16 protein-coding genes are annotated in these 16,842 nt (G+C 61.4%); 8 read left to right on the top strand and 8 right to left on the bottom strand.

Annotation, left to right across the window (positions count from 1 at the left end; translation table 11 throughout):
- Window positions 1–38 precede the first annotated feature (38 nt).
- Window positions 39–1,685: a chaperonin GroEL gene (groL, locus tag INT12_RS00700; protein ID WP_017846111.1), complete on the top strand. Its 1,647-nt coding sequence runs from the start codon at window positions 39–41 to the stop codon at window positions 1,683–1,685.
- Between the two features lie 105 nt (window positions 1,686–1,790).
- Here groL and INT12_RS00695 read toward each other — a convergent pair whose 3' ends face one another.
- Both INT12_RS00695 and INT12_RS00690 read right to left on the bottom strand, forming a co-directional pair.
- A complete protein-coding gene (locus INT12_RS00695) occupies window positions 1,791–2,528 on the bottom strand; it encodes a phosphatase PAP2 family protein (RefSeq protein WP_017846110.1) in 738 nt (245 codons plus the stop codon).
- 50 nt (window positions 2,529–2,578) lie between these two features.
- Window positions 2,579–4,528: an LTA synthase family protein gene (locus INT12_RS00690; protein WP_193040795.1), complete on the bottom strand. Its 1,950-nt coding sequence runs from the start codon at window positions 4,526–4,528 to the stop codon at window positions 2,579–2,581.
- 203 nt (window positions 4,529–4,731) lie between these two features.
- On the opposite strand from INT12_RS00690, the gene colR reads away from it, so the two are divergent.
- The 5 genes from colR to INT12_RS00665 all read left to right on the top strand — a co-directional run bounded on the left by colR (window position 4,732) and on the right by INT12_RS00665 (window position 8,501).
- The gene (gene colR, locus INT12_RS00685; RefSeq protein WP_016975511.1) at window positions 4,732–5,415 is read left to right on the top strand and encodes a two-component system response regulator ColR; all 684 of its coding nucleotides are present in this window, start codon (window positions 4,732–4,734) and stop codon (window positions 5,413–5,415) included.
- Window positions 5,405–6,685 (top strand): sensor histidine kinase, encoded by a 1,281-nt coding sequence (locus tag INT12_RS00680; protein ID WP_017846108.1) that lies wholly within the window; start codon window positions 5,405–5,407, stop codon window positions 6,683–6,685. Before colR ends, INT12_RS00680 begins: the two co-directional genes overlap by 11 nt.
- Before the next feature lie 187 nt (window positions 6,686–6,872).
- On the top strand, window positions 6,873–7,553 hold the full coding sequence (locus tag INT12_RS00675; protein ID WP_017846107.1) for a class I SAM-dependent methyltransferase: 681 nt from the start codon (window positions 6,873–6,875) through the stop codon (window positions 7,551–7,553).
- A 4-nt stretch (window positions 7,554–7,557) separates the two neighbouring features.
- Complete coding sequence (locus INT12_RS00670) at window positions 7,558–8,277, top strand: lipopolysaccharide kinase InaA family protein (protein ID WP_026139920.1); 720 nt, start codon at window positions 7,558–7,560, stop codon at window positions 8,275–8,277.
- Window positions 8,274–8,501 carry a hypothetical protein gene (locus tag INT12_RS00665; protein WP_193040796.1) on the top strand — a complete coding sequence of 76 codons (228 nt, stop codon included), beginning with the start codon at window positions 8,274–8,276 and terminating at the stop codon, window positions 8,499–8,501. Before INT12_RS00670 ends, INT12_RS00665 begins: the two co-directional genes overlap by 4 nt.
- Window positions 8,502–8,598: 97 nt before the next feature.
- Here INT12_RS00665 and INT12_RS00660 read toward each other — a convergent pair whose 3' ends face one another.
- Genes INT12_RS00660 through INT12_RS00650 form a run of 3 tightly spaced genes read right to left on the bottom strand, consistent with a single transcriptional unit; the run spans window position 8,599 to window position 12,222 of the window.
- Complete coding sequence (locus tag INT12_RS00660; RefSeq protein ID WP_046385189.1) at window positions 8,599–9,696, bottom strand: DUF1513 domain-containing protein; 1,098 nt, start codon at window positions 9,694–9,696, stop codon at window positions 8,599–8,601.
- Window positions 9,697–9,698: 2 nt separating this feature from the next.
- On the bottom strand, window positions 9,699–10,763 hold the full coding sequence (locus INT12_RS00655; protein ID WP_193040797.1) for an imelysin family protein: 1,065 nt from the start codon (window positions 10,761–10,763) through the stop codon (window positions 9,699–9,701).
- Between the two features lie 31 nt (window positions 10,764–10,794).
- The gene (locus INT12_RS00650; RefSeq protein WP_102617321.1) at window positions 10,795–12,222 is read right to left on the bottom strand and encodes a di-heme oxidoredictase family protein; all 1,428 of its coding nucleotides are present in this window, start codon (window positions 12,220–12,222) and stop codon (window positions 10,795–10,797) included.
- Between the two features lie 140 nt (window positions 12,223–12,362).
- Here INT12_RS00650 and INT12_RS00645 point away from each other — a divergent pair, with 140 nt between their 5' ends.
- Both INT12_RS00645 and INT12_RS31605 read left to right on the top strand, forming a co-directional pair.
- Window positions 12,363–12,926, top strand: coding sequence for an NAD(P)H nitroreductase (locus INT12_RS00645; RefSeq protein WP_017846101.1), 564 nt, complete (start codon window positions 12,363–12,365; stop codon window positions 12,924–12,926).
- Window positions 12,927–13,084: 158 nt separating this feature from the next.
- Complete coding sequence (locus INT12_RS31605; protein ID WP_264294511.1) at window positions 13,085–13,213, top strand: hypothetical protein; 129 nt, start codon at window positions 13,085–13,087, stop codon at window positions 13,211–13,213.
- A gap of 102 nt (window positions 13,214–13,315) precedes the next feature.
- Here the strand turns inward: INT12_RS31605 and INT12_RS00640 are convergent, their stop codons facing one another.
- The 3 genes from INT12_RS00640 to INT12_RS00630 form a co-directional block, all read right to left on the bottom strand.
- Complete coding sequence (locus INT12_RS00640; RefSeq protein ID WP_141123210.1) at window positions 13,316–15,454, bottom strand: methyl-accepting chemotaxis protein; 2,139 nt, start codon at window positions 15,452–15,454, stop codon at window positions 13,316–13,318.
- A gap of 135 nt (window positions 15,455–15,589) precedes the next feature.
- A complete protein-coding gene (locus INT12_RS00635; protein ID WP_017846099.1) occupies window positions 15,590–15,991 on the bottom strand; it encodes a YbaN family protein in 402 nt (133 codons plus the stop codon).
- A gap of 192 nt (window positions 15,992–16,183) precedes the next feature.
- The gene (locus INT12_RS00630; protein WP_046382224.1) at window positions 16,184–16,792 is read right to left on the bottom strand and encodes a biliverdin-producing heme oxygenase; all 609 of its coding nucleotides are present in this window, start codon (window positions 16,790–16,792) and stop codon (window positions 16,184–16,186) included.
- Window positions 16,793–16,842 lie beyond the last annotated feature (50 nt).

Genomic DNA, 16,842 nt, shown 5'->3' with positions numbered 1-16,842 from the left:
TTTTCCCGTTACTACAAAGTATTTAAGGAATATCGATAATGGCTGCTAAAGAAGTTAAATTCGGCGATTCCGCCCGCAAGAAAATGCTCACCGGTGTCAACGTCCTGGCTGACGCAGTAAAAGCGACCCTGGGCCCTAAAGGCCGTAACGTGATCATCGAGAAGAGCTTCGGCGCTCCGACCATCACCAAGGACGGCGTTTCCGTCGCCAAAGAAATCGAACTGGAAGACCGTTTCGAGAACATGGGCGCGCAGCTGGTCAAAGACGTTGCCTCCCGTGCCAACGATGACGCAGGCGACGGCACCACCACCGCTACCGTTCTGGCTCAGTCGATCGTCAACGAAGGCCTGAAAGCCGTCGCTGCCGGCATGAACCCGATGGACCTCAAGCGCGGCATCGACAAGGCGACCATCGCCATCGTCAAAGAGCTGAAAAACCTGTCCAAGCCATGCGCTGACACCAAGGCTATCGCTCAGGTGGGTACCATCTCCGCCAACTCCGACAACTCCATCGGCGACATCATTGCCGAAGCCATGGAAAAAGTCGGTAAAGAAGGCGTGATCACCGTTGAAGAAGGCACTGGCCTGGAAAACGAACTGTCGGTTGTAGAAGGCATGCAGTTCGACCGCGGCTACCTGTCCCCGTACTTCGTCAACAAGCCAGAAACCATGGTTGCCGAGCTGGAAAGCCCGCTGATCCTGCTGGTCGACAAAAAGATCTCCAACATCCGCGAAATGCTGCCGGTGCTGGAAGCCGTTGCCAAGGCCGGCCGCCCACTGCTGATTGTTTCCGAAGACGTTGAAGGCGAAGCCCTGGCGACTCTGGTTGTGAACAACATGCGTGGCATCGTCAAGGTTGCAGCCGTCAAGGCTCCAGGCTTCGGCGACCGTCGCAAGGCCATGCTGCAGGACATCGCCGTTCTGACCGGCGGTACCGTTATCTCCGAAGAGATCGGCCTGAGCCTGGAAAGCGCCACCCTGGAAAACCTGGGCAGCGCCAAGCGCGTGACCATCTCCAAGGAAAACACCATCATCGTCGACGGTGCTGGCGTAGATCAGGACATCCAGTCGCGCATCACTCAGATCCGTGCCCAGGTTGCCGAAACTTCCTCGGACTACGACCGTGAAAAACTGCAAGAGCGTCTGGCCAAGCTGTCCGGCGGCGTTGCAGTGATCAAGGTTGGCGCTGGCTCCGAAGTTGAAATGAAAGAGAAGAAAGCCCGCGTTGAAGACGCCCTGCACGCAACCCGCGCAGCCGTTGAAGAAGGCGTGGTACCTGGCGGTGGTGTTGCACTGATCCGCGCCCTGGAAGCCATCCTGGACCTGAAAGGCGACAACGCCGATCAGGACGTGGGTATCGCTGTACTGCGTCGCGCCGTTGAAGCACCGCTGCGTCAGATCGCTGCCAACAGCGGCGACGAGCCAAGCGTTGTGGTTAACGCTGTGAAGAACGGTAAAGGTAACTTCGGTTACAACGCGGCAACCAGCGAATACGGCGACATGATCGAAATGGGCATCCTGGACCCTACCAAGGTGACTCGTTCGGCGCTGCAAGCAGCTTCCTCCATCGGCGGTCTGATCCTGACCACCGAAGCCGCTGTTGCTGAAGCACCGAAGAAAGAAGGCTCGGCTGGCGGCGGTATGCCAGACATGGGCGGCATGGGTGGCATGGGCGGCATGATGTAAGCCAGCCTTACCCGGCGACTGAAAAACCCCGCCTGCAGCGATGCAGGCGGGGTTTTTTTATGCGGGTGCGTAAAGGGAGGGAGGTAACTGAAGTGGTTGGCCGGTCTACGTATTCAATGCACGCACTTCTGACACCCTGACCTTCGATGGCCGATAGAGTATCAGGCAGTACAGTCCCAGGCAGATCAGCCAACAGAAAATCGCCGTCCACACATTGTGGGAAAAGAAGTGCGCGCCCTGTGCCATGCGGCTCACGGAAAACACGCTGCCCAGCGCCACGGCAAAGATGAACGCCTTGCGCGCCATCCGCGGCCGACGATCCCGTAGCGCAAAGAACCAGGCGAACAGGGCGAACCCGGTTGCCGCATGCCCGCCGGGCCAGCAGCGCCCAGGTTTATCGGTGGGCGGGCGAGGGCTCAGCAGTTCGCTGTAGGTTTCCTGGCCACCGAACTCCTTGAGGCTCCACGGGCATTGCACGGCGGTGACGGTTTTCAACGGCGAGACGAACGCCGTGGCCAGTCCCAGGGACAACACCAGGCAGCCCAGTTCGCGGCGGTACGGCTTGAGGCGCTGGAGGATAAAGGTACCGGCAAACCCCAGAATGGCCAGCACCGAGAACAGGATGACCATCTGTTTGGCGCGGTCATGCAGGATGTCTTCGAGGAAGAAGCTGTAACGCCCGATGAAGCCGCCACCCGCAGCGCTGTAGAACTGCTTGGTGAGGTCCATGTCCAGCGATGTCAGCTGCAGCAATAGCATCAGCAGCACAGCACCGGCGGGGATGCCCAGGCACAGCCAGAAATTGAGAGGTTTGGAAACCGGAACAACAGGTGGGGATTGCATGGTAAACCCTGATAAAAAAGTCCCGTACTTGGCTGTACGGGACGTTTTGGTTAGCGCGTGCTTAATGCCGGGGCCTCTTCCTTGGGCGCTTTCCAGCTCAGCAGTTGTTGTTTGAAATCATAACTGGCGGCCTGGTAGTAGGTGATTGCCCGCTGGATCAGCGGGTCATCGCTGCCGACCCGCAACTCCTGGCTTTTACCCAGCGCCTCGTCGTGGCGACGCAGGCCCTGGCGTGGGCTGAGAATCGCCAGGTTTTTGCCGTCGAACAGCCCCAGGTGCTGGTAGTTGCCGACCACGACCCGAGGGGGCAATGGGTTGTCCTGCAACAGGTCACGGCCAAAGAAGGTCGATTCATAGCTCAGGTTGATCAGGCCCAGCAGGGTCGGCGCCAGGTCGATCTGGCTGGCCAGTTGCGCCGATTCCCGTGCGTCGATCAGCTTCGGCGCATAGATGAACAGTGGAATCTGATAGTTGGTGATGGGCAGGTCTTCCTGGCCTGCACTACCGGCGGTGTGGTCGGCGACGAAGACGAAGATCGTGTTATCGAACCATGGCTTCTGACGCGCCGCTTCCAGGAACTGGCCGATGGCATGGTCGGTATACTTCACCGCGCCGTCGCGGCCATTGCCGGATTTGATATCGATGCGCCCGTCCGGGTAGGTGTAGGGGCGATGGTTGGAGGTGGTCATCAGTTGCAGCAAGAACGGCTGCTGCTTGGCGTAGTCGGCATCGGCCAGCTTCAGGGTCTGTTTGTACAGATCCTCGTCCGCCATGCCCCAGGCATTCTTGAACGAGATTTCCGACTCGGGCACGCTGCTCTGGTCTACGACGCGATAACCGTTGCCGCTGAAAAACGCGTTCATGTTGTCGAAATAACCGCGCCCGCCATACACAAACACGCTGTCGTAACCGATGGCCGTGAGTTGTTGCCCCAGGCTGGCGAAGCCGCTCTCCCGACCAATGCGCTTGACGATGGAGCGTCCCGGCGTCGGTGGGATGGCCAGGGTGATCGCCTCCAGGCCACGGTCGGTGCGGGTGCCGGTGGCGTAGAAGTTGTTGAAGTACAGGCTTTGTTGACGCAAGGCGTCGAGATTCGGCGTGAGGTTGCGCCCGTCGCCATTGCTGCCCATGTATTTGGCGCTGAAACTTTCGATGGTCACCAGCACGATGTTGGGTTTGCGCAGCGTGCCCGGGTGGGTGATGGCACGGCGGATATCCAGTGGGTCCTGGCCGATGAAGCGCGCATTGGGCTCGCTGAGTTCGGCGCGCAACTGCTTGGCCACGATCTCGGTTGGCAGGCTCTTGTAGAACTGTGAGTAATCCAGCTCGTTGTTACGGAACGCGGCGAAAAACTGATACGGGCCATTGCTCGCCAGTTCGTTCTTGTAGGCATTGCCGCCTTGGGCGCGTGGGCTGTCCTGGCTGATCAGTTGCAGGCTCAGGCCCGCGACGACCAACAGCGCCAAGGCATTCAACAAACGGCCGCGCATGGGCGGCAGCGGGGCGTTCATTGCCGCATTGAATGGCTTGCGCAGGGCCAGGCTCAGCACGACAGCCAGCATCGCCAGCAAACTGAGCAATTTGCCGATGGGGTAGGATTCCAGCAGGTTGTTCAGTACCTCGTCGGAGTACACCAGGTAGTCGACGGCGATAAAGTTGAAGCGCACGCCGAATTCATCCCAGAACAGCCATTCGGCCACCGAGGTGAACAGCATTGCAAACAGGCTGACGGTGAGCACTGCCTGCAGGAACCAGCGATGGCCACGGCGACGCCACAGCGCGGGCGGGCACAGCAACAGGTACAGCCCCAGAGGGAGGGCGGCATAGGCTAGAAAAGCCAGGTCATAGAGCAGGCCCACGCCAAACACCGGCAGCAGATTGCCGCCGACTTCATCCAGATGCGTAATGAGCAGTACGCTGCGGGTGAGCAGGAAAACAACCAGCCAGGCACCGGTTACCAACAGCAAATAGCGCATAGGCGCCGTTTTGAGAAACCCCATGTCCAACTTCCTTAGATCGATGGGGGCGATCTTCGGCCTGGCACTGTAGTCAGTTTGTGAAGCTATAGTGAAAAACTCGTTCAACTCTTTAATCGGTTGAAATCGTTTATCTGCGCAGCGCTCAGCTCTATCCCTGAGCCCCACTAGGCCTTAAGCTGCGCGAGCCAACACACGGCTGGCACGAAAGTACGGAGACACTGCCCATGCGAATTTTATTGGTTGAAGACAACCGCGATATTTTGGCCAATCTGGCCGATTATCTGGGGCTCAAAGGTTACACCGTGGACTGCGCGCAGGACGGTTTGTCGGGCCTGCACCTGGCCGCCACCGAGCACTACGACCTGATCGTACTCGACATCATGCTGCCCGGCATCGATGGCTACACCCTGTGCAAACGCCTGCGCGAAGATGCGCGCCGCGATACGCCGGTGATCATGCTCACCGCCCGCGACCAGTTGGATGACCGCCTGCAGGGCTTCAAGTCCGGCGCTGATGACTACTTGCTCAAGCCGTTTGCCCTGTCGGAACTGGCCGCGCGCATCGAAGCCGTGCTGCGCCGCGCCCAGGGGGGCGGACGCCGTGCCCTGCAGGTGGCCGACCTGCATTACGACCTCGATACCCTGGAAGTCACCCGCGAAGGGCGCCTGCTCAAGCTCAACCCGGTGGGCCTGAAGCTGCTGGCGGTGTTGATGCAGAAAAGTCCCCATGTGCTGCGTCGGGAAATTCTCGAAGAAGCCCTATGGGGGGATGATTGCCCCGACAGTGACAGCCTGCGCAGTCACGTCCACCAGTTGCGCCAAGTGATCGATAAACCTTTCGCCAAACCATTGCTGCAAACGGTACACGGTGTGGGTTACCGCCTGGCCGAGGGTCGTGATGGAGTTTAAGCAAAGCCTTGCCCAGCGGATCATCATCGCCTTTGCCTTGATGAGCGCATTGGTGGCGGGCGCCTTCGCGATGGGGATCATCGCGACGGTGCATCTGGTGGAAGAGAAGCTGATTTCGGCAGGTTTGGGCGGCGACTTGCAGCGCCTGCTGCTGATGGACAGCGTCGAGGACTGGAGCCACCGACCCGAGCCGGACCAACTGTTCTATTTCAGCGGCGGGCGCGGGGATTTCGAGCTGCCCAAGGACCTGCGGCACCTGGATCCGGGTTTTCATGAAGTGTTCCGCGAGGCGTTGTCGTACCACGCCATGGTCGAAGTGGTCGATGGTCGGCGTTACGTGCTGCTGCAAGACCAGAGCGATTTCGAAGAGCGTGAGCGCGTGCTGTTCGCGGTGGTGCTGGTAGGCTTCGTGCTCAGCCTGGCGCTGGCGGTTTTCCTCGGCTGGGTGCTGGCCCGCAAGGTGATGGCACCGGTGGTGCGCCTGGCGCGCCAGGTGCGTCATCGTGACCAGTTGCTCGGCCTGGCGCCGCCCCTGGCACCGGATTACGCCGCCGATGAAGTGGGCGAGCTGGCCGTGGCCTTCGACGCCACATTGGGCCGTCTGCGCCAGGCGCTGTCCCGCGAGCAGTTGTTTACCAGTGATGTGAGCCACGAATTGCGCACGCCGTTGATGGTATTGGCCAGTTCCTGCGAGCTGCTGCTGGAAAACCCGGCCATCGACGAGCGTGGGCGCAACCAGGTGCTGCGTATCGCCAGGGCCTGTGAAGAAATGCGCGAACTGGTGCAGACCTTCCTGATGCTGGCACGCGCCCAACACAACGACGCCACCATGTCCCCCCGGGTAACCCTCACCCAGGTGGCGGATGATTTGCTCGGCATCTGGCGTGAGCCGATCGAGCAAAAAGGCCTGCAACTGATCTACCAGCCGGGCAACCCCCTGGATACCCGCTATAACACCACCTTCCTGCATGCGGTGATGGGTAACCTGCTGCGTAATGCACTGCATTACACCGAGCAGGGCTTTATCCGGCTCACCCTGGAACCGAGTGGTTTTGTGGTGGAAGACTCCGGCGTCGGCATTCCCGAAGACAAGCGCGAAGCCATGTTCGAGCCCTTCGTGCGCGGCAGCGAAAAACGCGGTGAGGGCCTTGGCCTGGGGCTGTCGCTGGTGCAGAGGATCTGCGAAAACCAAGGCTGGAGCGTCAGCCTGAGCACCATGGAACCCAATGGTTGCCGCTTTCACGTCCAACTGAGCCAGGTCAAATCCTGACCGTGTGTGCTACCGCTATGCTGGCAACGATCAGTGTAATTCGTCGTAGATAGCCCGTTGCTATCATTTGTGTCGGTAAAGTCTTGACATGTATGAATCTGGACAGGACAAGTTTTTCACAACGAGTTGACCTATTGATCACAGTCTGCAACTTAAGGTCGTAGGCATCAGTAAACGGAGACGTAAGATGCCTACCCCGATCAAGCTCGAATTTTCCGATAAGTACGACGAAGAGCATGCGCAGAGTTATTTGCTCAAACATCAGGACAATTTAGCTCGCCGGCTGTCCCACAAACGTGACGAGCAGTTGGCGCGCGGTGCGTTGGCCATGGCCGGTGAACCTGGCCTGGTCTTGGACTTGCCTTGCGGGGCCGGGCGTTTCTGGCCGTTGCTGGCGGAAAAACCCAACCGGGTGATCATCGGCGCCGATAATTCGGAGTCGATGTTGAAGGTCGCGATGGTCGCCCAGCCGGCGGACGTGGTCAAACGGGTACGCCCTTTGCAGACATCCGCCTTTGATATCGATTTGCCTGATAACGCGGTCGACAGCATCTTCTGCATGCGCCTGATGCACCACATTGGTGAGCCTAAGCACCGCTTGGCGATATTGCAGGAGTTTCATCGTGTTACCCGCGACAGCGTGATCATCTCGCTGTGGGTGGATGGCAACTTCAAGGCCTGGAAACGCAAGCGTGCTGAAGTAAAACGTCGTAGGAAAGGTGAGCAGGAAGGTTACCAAAACCGGTTCGTGTTACCGGCTGCTACTGTCGAGGCAGAGTTTGAGCAGGCCGGTTTCCGTGTTCAGGAGTCCCTGGACTTCATTCCGCTCTACGCCATGTGGCGAGTATATGTATTGCGCAAGAGGTAACAGGATGGCAGTTGAGTGCGTAGCAGGCAGTCATGTAGCTCCCGAAGAGCGATTTGAGTATTTCTGGCGCCAGCAGGGCGAGTGGGTCGAAGAGCCTAATCGTCGGCGTGGCGGTGAAAGTGGCGTGCAGCGTGTGATGGGGCCCACCGGGCGTTTGCTCTACAGCAAACGTCAGACCGGGCATATCTACCGCAGTTGGCTGCATCCGTTTGGGCGCCCGACCGTGTTGCGCGAACGGGATGCTCTCAAAGGCCTGCGCGCGCTGAATGTGCGGGTGCCGGAGATGGTGTTCTGCGAGGCGCGTCGTGATCCGCAACACCAATGGAAAGCATTGTTGGTGACGGCTTCGCTGGACGGTTTCGACGAAATCGAAAAATGGTACGCCGCCGGTGGCCGTGAACAGTACGGCGAAGCGGTACACGAGCGTGTACTCAAAGAGGTGGCGGCGACATTGGCGCGCATGCACAAAGGTCGCTGGCAACACGGTTGCTTGTACATCAAGCATATCTTTGTGCGCGTTACGGGTGAGCCCGACTCGGCCAACGTGGAAGTCGCGCTGCTGGACTTCGAGAAATGCCGCCAGCGCCTGACCGCTTATCGAGCCGCCTCCCATGACATGCTGCAACTGCGCCGCCATTCGTCGTGGAGCGATGGCGACTGGGCAAAACTCAGCTACTTTTACGAGACGGCGTTTGGCAGCGCTATCAAGGGTTTAACCAAATGAAGCTAGAAATAGCTCGAGGTCTGTTTCTGGTCGGGGCGTTGGGCATTGCTGCCCTGGCCCTGGCTGCATGGGAACAGCCTCGGACACAGGTCCTCAGTGCGGTGCAAGGCAGCGGGCAATGCCTGCTGCCGCGCATCGCCAAGGCGAATGCGACGGTCAAGCCCGATCATGACCTGCTGCTGTTCATGTTCGGGATGTCTCGAGGGGTGGGGCCACAAAGTTGAAACGATCGAAACCACCCAAAAAGGGCCTTGTGAGACGAGGCCCTTTTTTTTCGCCAGCGATTTGGCCGTCGGGCGCAGCGCGGGCCGAGCCTGACCGTCAGACCAGATGCAGATGGTTATCCCAAAGCCCGGCTGGCAATTCCAACGGTGTTGCGCTCAGCTGTGCCTGGCGGCAGTCATAGAACCGGCAGCGCCCCTGGCCGGAGGTCACGACAAACCCGTCCGCCACTGCACCCACGCCCGCACAGTCCGGCAACGGCCCATCCAGGCGCAGCTCGCCGCTGTCGATGTGCCAGATAAACAAGCGGTTGCCGCGCGGTGCGGTCAACGCGACCAGGCGCAATTCGCTGTGTACCGCGACGCTGGCGGTGTAGTGCGCCATCGCTTGTAACTGCTCGTCGGCCACCGCAAACGCCATGAATGGCTGCCCCGGCCGCTTGATCGCAAGCAACTCGGAGCGCTCCTGGGACGGCCCCATGAACTGCTGCCCGGTAAGGATGGTGCCATCGCTGGCGATGCCCATATGGCGCACGCTGTTCATCTGCTGGCCGAGGGTTTCCTTGCTGATCAGGCTGCCATCGCGTTGCATCAGCACCAGGCTCGGTTCCATGGCGTTGAGGTTCATTTCCACGCGGCTTTCGGCTTCGGTGCGGATGCCGCCGTTGGCCACCACCAGGGTTTCGCCGTCGGGCATCCACGCCACCTGGTGCGGGCCGATGCCATGGGTGGAAATCTCGCCGCTATGCACCAGCCGTTCGCCTTCGAACCGGTACACCCCGAGCAGGCCACGGCCCGGATCGGAGGTGTCGTTTTCGGTGGCGTACAGCCAGTCGCCACTTTTATGGATTACCGCGTGGCCATAGAAGTGGCGGTTTGCATTCGCGGTGATGGTTTGCAGCAGCGCGCCATCACGCAGGTCGATCAGGTAACTCTCGGTGCCCGGGCGACGGGCGACAAACAGCGCAATCGGCAGCGTCGGGTGGTTGATGATGTCGTGGCAGCGCTGGCCGACCTGGGTGGCGAACACCCGCTGGCCGTCCAGGCGATAACCGACAGCATAGTGTTTGCCGTCTGCATCATCCCGCGCCGACAGCAGCAGCGGGCCCTTGTCTTTCTGCTTGAACAACGTCCAGCCGCCCAGCGTGAGTGCGCCGAGCAACGCGCTGCCAATGGCCAAAGCCTGTCGCCTGAGCATCATCAGTCACCGTCGTTGGCGTTGAAGCCCAGTTGGATGCCCAGCGCCTTGGCCAGCTCGCCTTCGTGCAGGCGGTGGACGACGTTGAGGCTGTCGTAGAGATCGTTCAGCTGCTGGCGTCCGGCGTCATCGCCGAGCAATTCGTTGAGGGTGCGCTGGTTGCTGGCGAACAGTTTCAGGGACGCGGCATAGGCGGCGTCGATCTTCTCGGCCAGGGCCTTTTGATCGGCCGGCAACAAGCCACGCAGGCCTTTGTTGTCGACGCCGACCCACACGGTCTGGGCCGCGGCAAGGCTGGCTTCCAGGCTTCGCAGGGACGACTGGCTGCGCCACGCGTCGGCCTGGAACGGCTGCGGGATGCCCTTGGTCTGGCGGCCCATCGGCGTGCCGAGTTTTTTCTTCAGGGTGTCCAGTGCGGTCACTTGTACGCGCAGCAGGTCGGCAATGGCCTCGTGGGAATCAGCGTAGCGCTGGTTGGGAAACTTGCTCATCTGCGCGAGCATGCCGTCGGTGCTGTTCCAACTGGCCAGGATCTCTTCGGCCAGGGCTTTCTGGCGCTCGCCGATGGCCGTCAGCAGCGGGCAGTAGCGGGCTTTCTGGGCGGCGTCGGCGATATCGGTCTTGGCGTCGTAGAGGATGTATTCATAGGCCGACAGGCCCTGCACCACCACGCTGGATTTGGCCAGGGCGGCCGCATCGATCTGCGGCTGGGCGGCGACCAGTTGCTCGACCTGGCGACCCACCAGGTTTTTCTTGTCCGGCCAGAACTGCACCTGCCACGAACGGTTACCCTCGGCCAGCGGGCCGATCAGCAGCGGTTGCAGTTCGGCCCAGGCTTTTTGGGCGTGAAGGAAGTCGGCGCGAGCGGTGTCCAGGCTTTCCTTGCCCTGGCAGTACGCCAGGGCGCTGACGGCCAGTTGACGGTCGGCTTCCACCCAGCGGCTGTAGGTCGGCAAGATCACTTGCTTGGCGATGGCGGCCGAGGTCATCGCTTGCGGGTCTTGCGGCGAGCAGGCACCGAGCGCGAGGGCGGCCAGGCTGGTGAACAACAACTTGGGACGGAACATGTCGAGCTCCCTTCTGTAAGTGGGGCGAAGCTTATAAAGAGTTCAGGAACGCCAGCAGTGCAGCGCGCTGCTCGGCATTGAAGGACAACACATGCTGCTGCGCCGCTTGTGCTTCACCGCCGTGCCAGAGCACGGCTTCCAGCAGGTTGCGGGCGCGGCCGTCATGCAAGAACTGGGTGTGGCCACTGACGGTTTGCGTCAGGCCGATGCCCCACAACGGTGGCGTGCGCCAGTCGCGGCCACTGGCCTTGAATTCGGTGCGGTGGTCGGCCAGGCCGTCGCCCATGTCATGCAACAGCAGGTCGCTGTAGGGGCGAATCACCTGGTTGGCCAGTTCAGGTTCGGCAGCATTGGCCGCCGTGGTGAACGACGGCGTATGACACCCCTGGCAACCGGCCTGGTAGAACAGGTTCTTCCCGGTCAGCACCTGTGGTGCGTCGACGTCGCGGCGCACGGGCACCGCCAGGTTGCGGGTATAGAACAGCACCAGGCGCAGGATGTTATCGCTGACTTCCTGCTCGCCATCGGGGCCATTGCCGTTGGGCGCCTGTTTGCAGGCGACCTGGGCGTCGGTGCAGTCATCGACGGGTCTCAGCGACGTGGTGAGGCCCATATCCCCCGAAAACGCGTGAACGTTCTGTTGATTGAGGTTGGGTTGCCCGGCTTTCCAGCCGAAGCGTCCGAGCACGGCTTTTTGCCGGGCGTCATCCCAGACCCAGTTCGCGCGGCCGACGATGGCGTCTTTGTCGGCGGTCTTCGGGTCGGTGTTGCGCAGGATATCTGCGTCGGCAATCGCTTCGAGCAGGCCCAGGCCGATCATCGGCGGGGCGATGCGTGCGGAGAAGCGCGTGTCCGGGTGCATCGGGCCGTAACCGAGTTGGGTGATCTGCAGGTTGGGCTTGCGCAGTTCGACGACGCTGCCGTCCGTGAACGTGACGTTGACCGGCGTGTAGTCGACCCGCACCTTGCCCTCCGGCGCCACGCCGGGTACGGCCATGTCCTGCAACTGCCCACCGTAGACCGGCTCGGGCACTACGCCGAGTTGCTCGATGAGCTTGGCATACGGCGGCGCATCCGGGATCGACAGGCGCACCAGCATCGACACGGCGTTCTGCGCGTCGGCCAGTGGCGGGTGGCCACGGCCGTCCTTGATATGGCAGTTCTGGCAGGCATTGGTGTTGAACAGCGGCCCCAGGCCGTCGCGCGCGGTGGTGGTGGAAGGCGCGATCACCCAGGGGCTGCGAAAGAAACTGTTGCCGACGCTGAAATCCAGGCGGCGGGTTGGCGACAGGTTGGCCGAGGGCAGGGAAAAGGCGTTCTGGCCGTGTTTGTTCACCGTCGTTGCCCCGCCGGCCCGCGCTTCCCCCGGCTCAGCCTGGGTAAACCGGGGGGCGTCATCGCAGGCAACCAGGCTCATGGCCATCAGTCCTGCAGACAGGCGAAGAAGCGAACGGAGCATCGAGTTTCCTGAGCAAAGGCGGAAAATAAGGTCGCAAAGTCTAACAGGGCGGGGCGGTTTGAATAAGAGCAATTATCGTTTGATGGCATCCCGGTCCATTCCCGCTAGAATGACCGCACATTTTTTTCTGGAGGTGGCCAATGCAGGCTCTCGACGCTTTGCTCAACCGTGTTTCCGTGCCGCGCCTGCTGGAACCGGCACCGACCCAGGAGCAGCGTGATGTGCTGTTCGCCGCGGCCATGCGTGCGCCCGACCACGGCCAGTTGCGTCCTTGGCGGTTCCTCACCGTGGAAGGCGCGGCCCGTGAGCAGATGGGCACGTTGCTGGTCGAAGCCGCCCGCCTGCAAGACCCCGACGCGCCGCAGGCCGTCCTCGACAAGGCCCAGAACGGCCCGTTGCGCGCGCCGCTGGTCGTAGTGGTGATTGCCCGCCTGCAGGAACACTTCAAGGTGCCGAAATCCGAGCAACTGCTGGCGGCGGCTTGTGCCGCCCATGGCATCCTGCTGGCGGCCTATGCCCAGGGGATTGGCGCGGTGTGGCGCACCGGGGACTTGTCCTACTCGGCCCATGTGGCCAAGGGGCTGGGACTGAAAGAGGGCGAGGAAGTGATTGGCTTCCTCTACCTGGGCACCCCGCAGAACCCGCCGCGTACCGCGCCGAAAGAGGATGTAGCGGCGTTTGTCACGGCCTGGACCGGCCTGTAGGAGCGAGCTTGCTCGCGAAAAACTCAAGGACACCGCGTTCATCCAAGATGCACGCGTGATCGAGGATGTAGCGGCGTTTGTCACGGCCTGGACCGGCCTGTAGGAGCGAGCTTGCTCGCGAAAAACTCAAGGGCACCGCGTTCATCCAAGATGCACGCGTGATCGTTGACGTTCTTCGCGAGCAAGCTCGCTCCTACAGCGAAAAACTCAAGGACACCGCGTTCATTCGGGATGCACGCATGATCGAGGATGTAGCGGCGTTTGTCACGGCCTGGACCGGCCTGTAGGAGCGAGCTTGCTCGCGAAAAACTCAAGGACACCGCGTTCATCCAGGATGCACGCATGATCGTTGACGTTCTTCGCGAGCAAGCTCGCTCCTACAGTGTTGTTTACACCCTGAACTGGTCCATCAACTTCATCTGTTGAGTCGCCAGTGCATTGAGTTGGCTGCTGATTGCCGCCGATTCCGTAGCCTGGCCGGTGAGGGTTTCGGTCACGGTGCGGATCGCCGACACATTGCGGTTGACCTCTTCGGCCACTGCGCTCTGTTGTTCGGCGGCGCTGGCGATCTGCAGGTTCATGTCGCTGATCACCGTCACTGCGTCGCTGATCTTGCCCAACGCCTGCACGGCCTGATGGATCTGCCCGGCATTGCTCTGGGCCTGCTGTTGGCTCGAATGCATGGTCGCCACCACGCCACGGGTGCCGCTCTGGATGCGTTCGATCACCTGGCGGATTTCCTCCACCGAATCCTGGGTGCGCTTGGCCAGGTTGCGTACTTCGTCGGCCACTACCGCAAACCCGCGCCCGCTTTCCCCGGCGCGTGCCGCTTCGATGGCAGCGTTGAGCGCCAGCAGGTTGGTCTGCTCGGCAATGCTGCGAATCACTTCCAGCACTGAACCGATCTGCTCGCTGTTGACGGCCAGTGCTTCGACTTCGCTTACGGCCTTGCTGACTTCGTCGGCGAGGGTGGTGATATCGCGGGTGCTCTGCTCGATGATCGACATGCCTTCGCGCGCCGACTGATCGGCCCCGCGCGCCGCGCTGGCGGCGTTGGAGGCGCTGTTGGCGACGTCATGGGCGGTGGCGCTCATTTCATTGGACGCCGTGGCCACCTGGTCGATCTCGCGGAACTGCACCTGCATGCCTTCGCTGGTCTGGCGTGCAATGGCCGAAGACTGGTCCGCCGTGCCACGGGCTTCGCTGATGCTTTGCTTGATCTGCGCGATGGTCGGTTGCAGCTTGTCGAGGAAACGGTTGAACCAGGTCACCAGTTCGCCCAGCTCGTCTTTCTTGGAGTAGGCCAGGCGCTGGGTGAGGTCGCCGTCGCCGCTGGCGATGTCCTTGAGCATGGCGGCCACACTGTTGATCGGCCGGGTCACGCCGGTGGCGGTCAGCCAGACCAGCAGCAGGCCGAGCAATGCGGCGACGGCCGCGACCAGCAAGGCCTTGAGCGTGCCGCTGGCCTGGGCCTTGTCGAGTACGGCTTGCAGCTTGACGTTGTCGGCCAGCAGTACGGCCTTGGGCAGCTTGATCACTATGCCCCAGGACTTGGCGTCGGCAAGCGGTTTGAGCGGGTACACCGCGCGAATGGTGTTTTCCTGTTCGAGAATCGTGCGGTTGTCGCTGCCCAGCAGTTGCACGATCTCTTTGCCTTCGGCGCCCAGGGTGTCGATCAGGTTCTTGCCGACCTTGGCCGGTTCGCCACTGTAGGCGGCGATCAAACCGGTGCTGGAGATAATCTCCAACTGCGCCATACCGTTGAACAGGTCTTTCTGTGCAACATCGGTGCTGGCTTGCAAGGCATTGAGGGCAATGTCGACGCCCAGGACGCCGATGAGTTTGCCGTCTACCAGCAACGGCAGGGCGATGGTGGTCATCAATACAGTCTTGCCGCCCACCGTGTCTTCATACGGGTCCAGCAGGCAAGCGCGACGGGTGTCCCGTGGGCAGGTGTACCAGATGTTGTAGGGGGTGCCGTTGAGGTTGAGGGTGGTTTTGTTCAGGTCCTCTTCGACCATGATGGTGTTCAAGTCTTCGCCGCCGGCGCGGCTCCAGTAGCTGGAGAAACGGCCTTTATCGTTGGAGACACGCGCCTTGTCGTCGATAAACTCACTGTCCTTGCCATCCAGCGCATTGGGCTCGAACGACATCCAGATCCCCAGCACCTTGCTGTTGCGTTCAAACGCGGTTTTCAGGCTCTGGTTGAGTTCTTCACGCAGCGCGCCCGGTTCGAGGGAGCGCTTGGCGGCCAGGGTACGCAGGTCTTTGACCTGGTCGGCGAGGGCGGTCAGCGCCACCAGGCTGTCGCCGAAGGTTCGCTGCAGTTGCACCGCCTGTTCGGCAGCCTTGGCTTGCAGCAGTTGTTGCACACTGGCGGTGAGCATCCGTGAGCTTGAGTCGCTGACCAGCGCATTGTTCTGCGCGGTATTGTAAATATTCATGCCGACCACCAGCGCAATCACTCCCAGCAGGCAGAGGCCGGACAGCAGCAAGATTTTCAAGCGGATGGAGAGGGTATCGAACATAGGTTCACTCACGGATGGGCTTGTTGGTATGCGAGCCGGGCCAAGTCCATTCGGCGCCTTATCCGGAGCATCGGCGCAGCCAGGGGTTTCATGAGAGGGAGGCGATGAACGGTAGGAAAACGCCTACATCCCGCGCTATACGGGGCGTGCGAGCCGTTCCGGGCGGGACCATATCCACAGGTTGCCCAGGCTCATTCCGGCGATGGTCAGGTAGATCGGCCAGCCGTGATCGAGCGTCAGCAGCATCAGTAGGGCACAGAGCAGCATGCTGACGGTGGCGCTGATTTTGGCGCGGCGCGCAATGATCTTGCCGTTGCGCCAGTTGAACAGGATCGGCCCGAACAGGCGGTGTTTTTCCAGCCAGGCGCTGAGGCGCGGCGAGCTTTTGGTGGCGGCCCAGGCAGCCAGCAGGATGAATTCGGTGGTGGGCAAGCCCGGCACGACAATCGCCACCAACCCGATACCCAGGCTGACGTAGGCCAGCAGGCCGAAGAGGAGCCGGGCGATTCTCGAGGTGGATGGGGATTTGCCGGTCATGGGTGTGTGCAAGTCGGGGAAAACAATTATTCAGCTTGGCATGAGATCCAAGTGTGGGGGGGCGGTGCGACGATTCGACTTGCTCCCGATGACGGCGTGTCAGCCATCATTTTCATGGCTGACCCACCCCTATCGGGAGCAAGTCGAATCGTCGCACCGCCCCTCCCACCGAATACGCATTTCAATCGAATATCAGGCCAGCTCAGGGGCGGTAGCGTATGCCTGTTCGAGCAACACCGTGAAGCGCATAAACGCATTGAGCGCACCTTTTTCCACATCGGCTTCTTCTTCGGCGCTGAATTCCAGGCCGTCGAGGGTGCGGGTGAAGCGCTTCCAGCCGTCGGCGCGGCCGCCGGCCGGCTCGCCGAGGTGGCGGGCGCCGAAGGTTTCGCTCAGGCCCAGGGCCACGGCGCGCTTGATCAGGAACGCCGCGCCCAGCTTGGAGCCTTCGGAGACGAACAACCAGCCCAGGGCCTCGGCTTGGCTCGGGTTCTGCACGGCGCCGGGGACGGCGGCCGGCACGTCAGTGTCCAGGTCGGCCAGGTCCAGTCTGGCGGCGTCGGCGCGGCAGCGCTCGGCCAGGTCGGGGACGATCTTGATCAGCGCGGCATCGTTGTACAGCGCCACCAGTTCCGATTGGAACAGGTACTGCGCCACCACGAAGCGCGCGAAGTTGGGCTGGGTTTCAAACGGCGCGTGCGCCTTGACCAGCGCATCGAGCCGGGTGTGCGGCTCGCTGGTGATCTGGTTCAGGCGCTGGGAGCGCAGGCTTGGGCGTTCTGCGGAAGGCGAAGCGGTCATGACAAAGTCCTTGTGAAGGGAGCGCCGTGTTGCCCTGAGGCATGGCTGGG

Origin of the sequence: Pseudomonas sp. K8, from assembly GCF_014889455.1 — a bacterium.
Classification (GTDB): domain Bacteria; phylum Pseudomonadota; class Gammaproteobacteria; order Pseudomonadales; family Pseudomonadaceae; genus Aquipseudomonas; species Aquipseudomonas veronii.
Note: the sequence above shows the minus strand (reverse complement) of the source record. Positions and strands in the feature narration are given on the sequence as shown.

Coding starts and splice junctions, on each gene's coding strand:
- INT12_RS00630 (WP_046382224.1), bottom strand. CDS start 16,792: ATGACCGCTTCGCCTTCCGCAGAACGCCCAAGCCTGCGCTCCCAGCGC.
- INT12_RS00645 (WP_017846101.1), top strand. CDS start 12,363: ATGCAGGCTCTCGACGCTTTGCTCAACCGTGTTTCCGTGCCGCGCCTG.
- INT12_RS00695 (WP_017846110.1), bottom strand. CDS start 2,528: ATGCAATCCCCACCTGTTGTTCCGGTTTCCAAACCTCTCAATTTCTGG.
- INT12_RS00690 (WP_193040795.1), bottom strand. CDS start 4,528: ATGGGGTTTCTCAAAACGGCGCCTATGCGCTATTTGCTGTTGGTAACC.
- INT12_RS00675 (WP_017846107.1), top strand. CDS start 6,873: ATGCCTACCCCGATCAAGCTCGAATTTTCCGATAAGTACGACGAAGAG.
- INT12_RS00640 (WP_141123210.1), bottom strand. CDS start 15,454: ATGTTCGATACCCTCTCCATCCGCTTGAAAATCTTGCTGCTGTCCGGC.
- INT12_RS00670 (WP_026139920.1), top strand. CDS start 7,558: ATGGCAGTTGAGTGCGTAGCAGGCAGTCATGTAGCTCCCGAAGAGCGA.
- INT12_RS00650 (WP_102617321.1), bottom strand. CDS start 12,222: ATGCTCCGTTCGCTTCTTCGCCTGTCTGCAGGACTGATGGCCATGAGC.
- INT12_RS00660 (WP_046385189.1), bottom strand. CDS start 9,696: ATGCTCAGGCGACAGGCTTTGGCCATTGGCAGCGCGTTGCTCGGCGCA.
- INT12_RS00665 (WP_193040796.1), top strand. CDS start 8,274: ATGAAGCTAGAAATAGCTCGAGGTCTGTTTCTGGTCGGGGCGTTGGGC.
- colR (WP_016975511.1), top strand. CDS start 4,732: ATGCGAATTTTATTGGTTGAAGACAACCGCGATATTTTGGCCAATCTG.
- INT12_RS00635 (WP_017846099.1), bottom strand. CDS start 15,991: ATGACCGGCAAATCCCCATCCACCTCGAGAATCGCCCGGCTCCTCTTC.
- INT12_RS00655 (WP_193040797.1), bottom strand. CDS start 10,763: ATGTTCCGTCCCAAGTTGTTGTTCACCAGCCTGGCCGCCCTCGCGCTC.
- groL (WP_017846111.1), top strand. CDS start 39: ATGGCTGCTAAAGAAGTTAAATTCGGCGATTCCGCCCGCAAGAAAATG.
- INT12_RS00680 (WP_017846108.1), top strand. CDS start 5,405: ATGGAGTTTAAGCAAAGCCTTGCCCAGCGGATCATCATCGCCTTTGCC.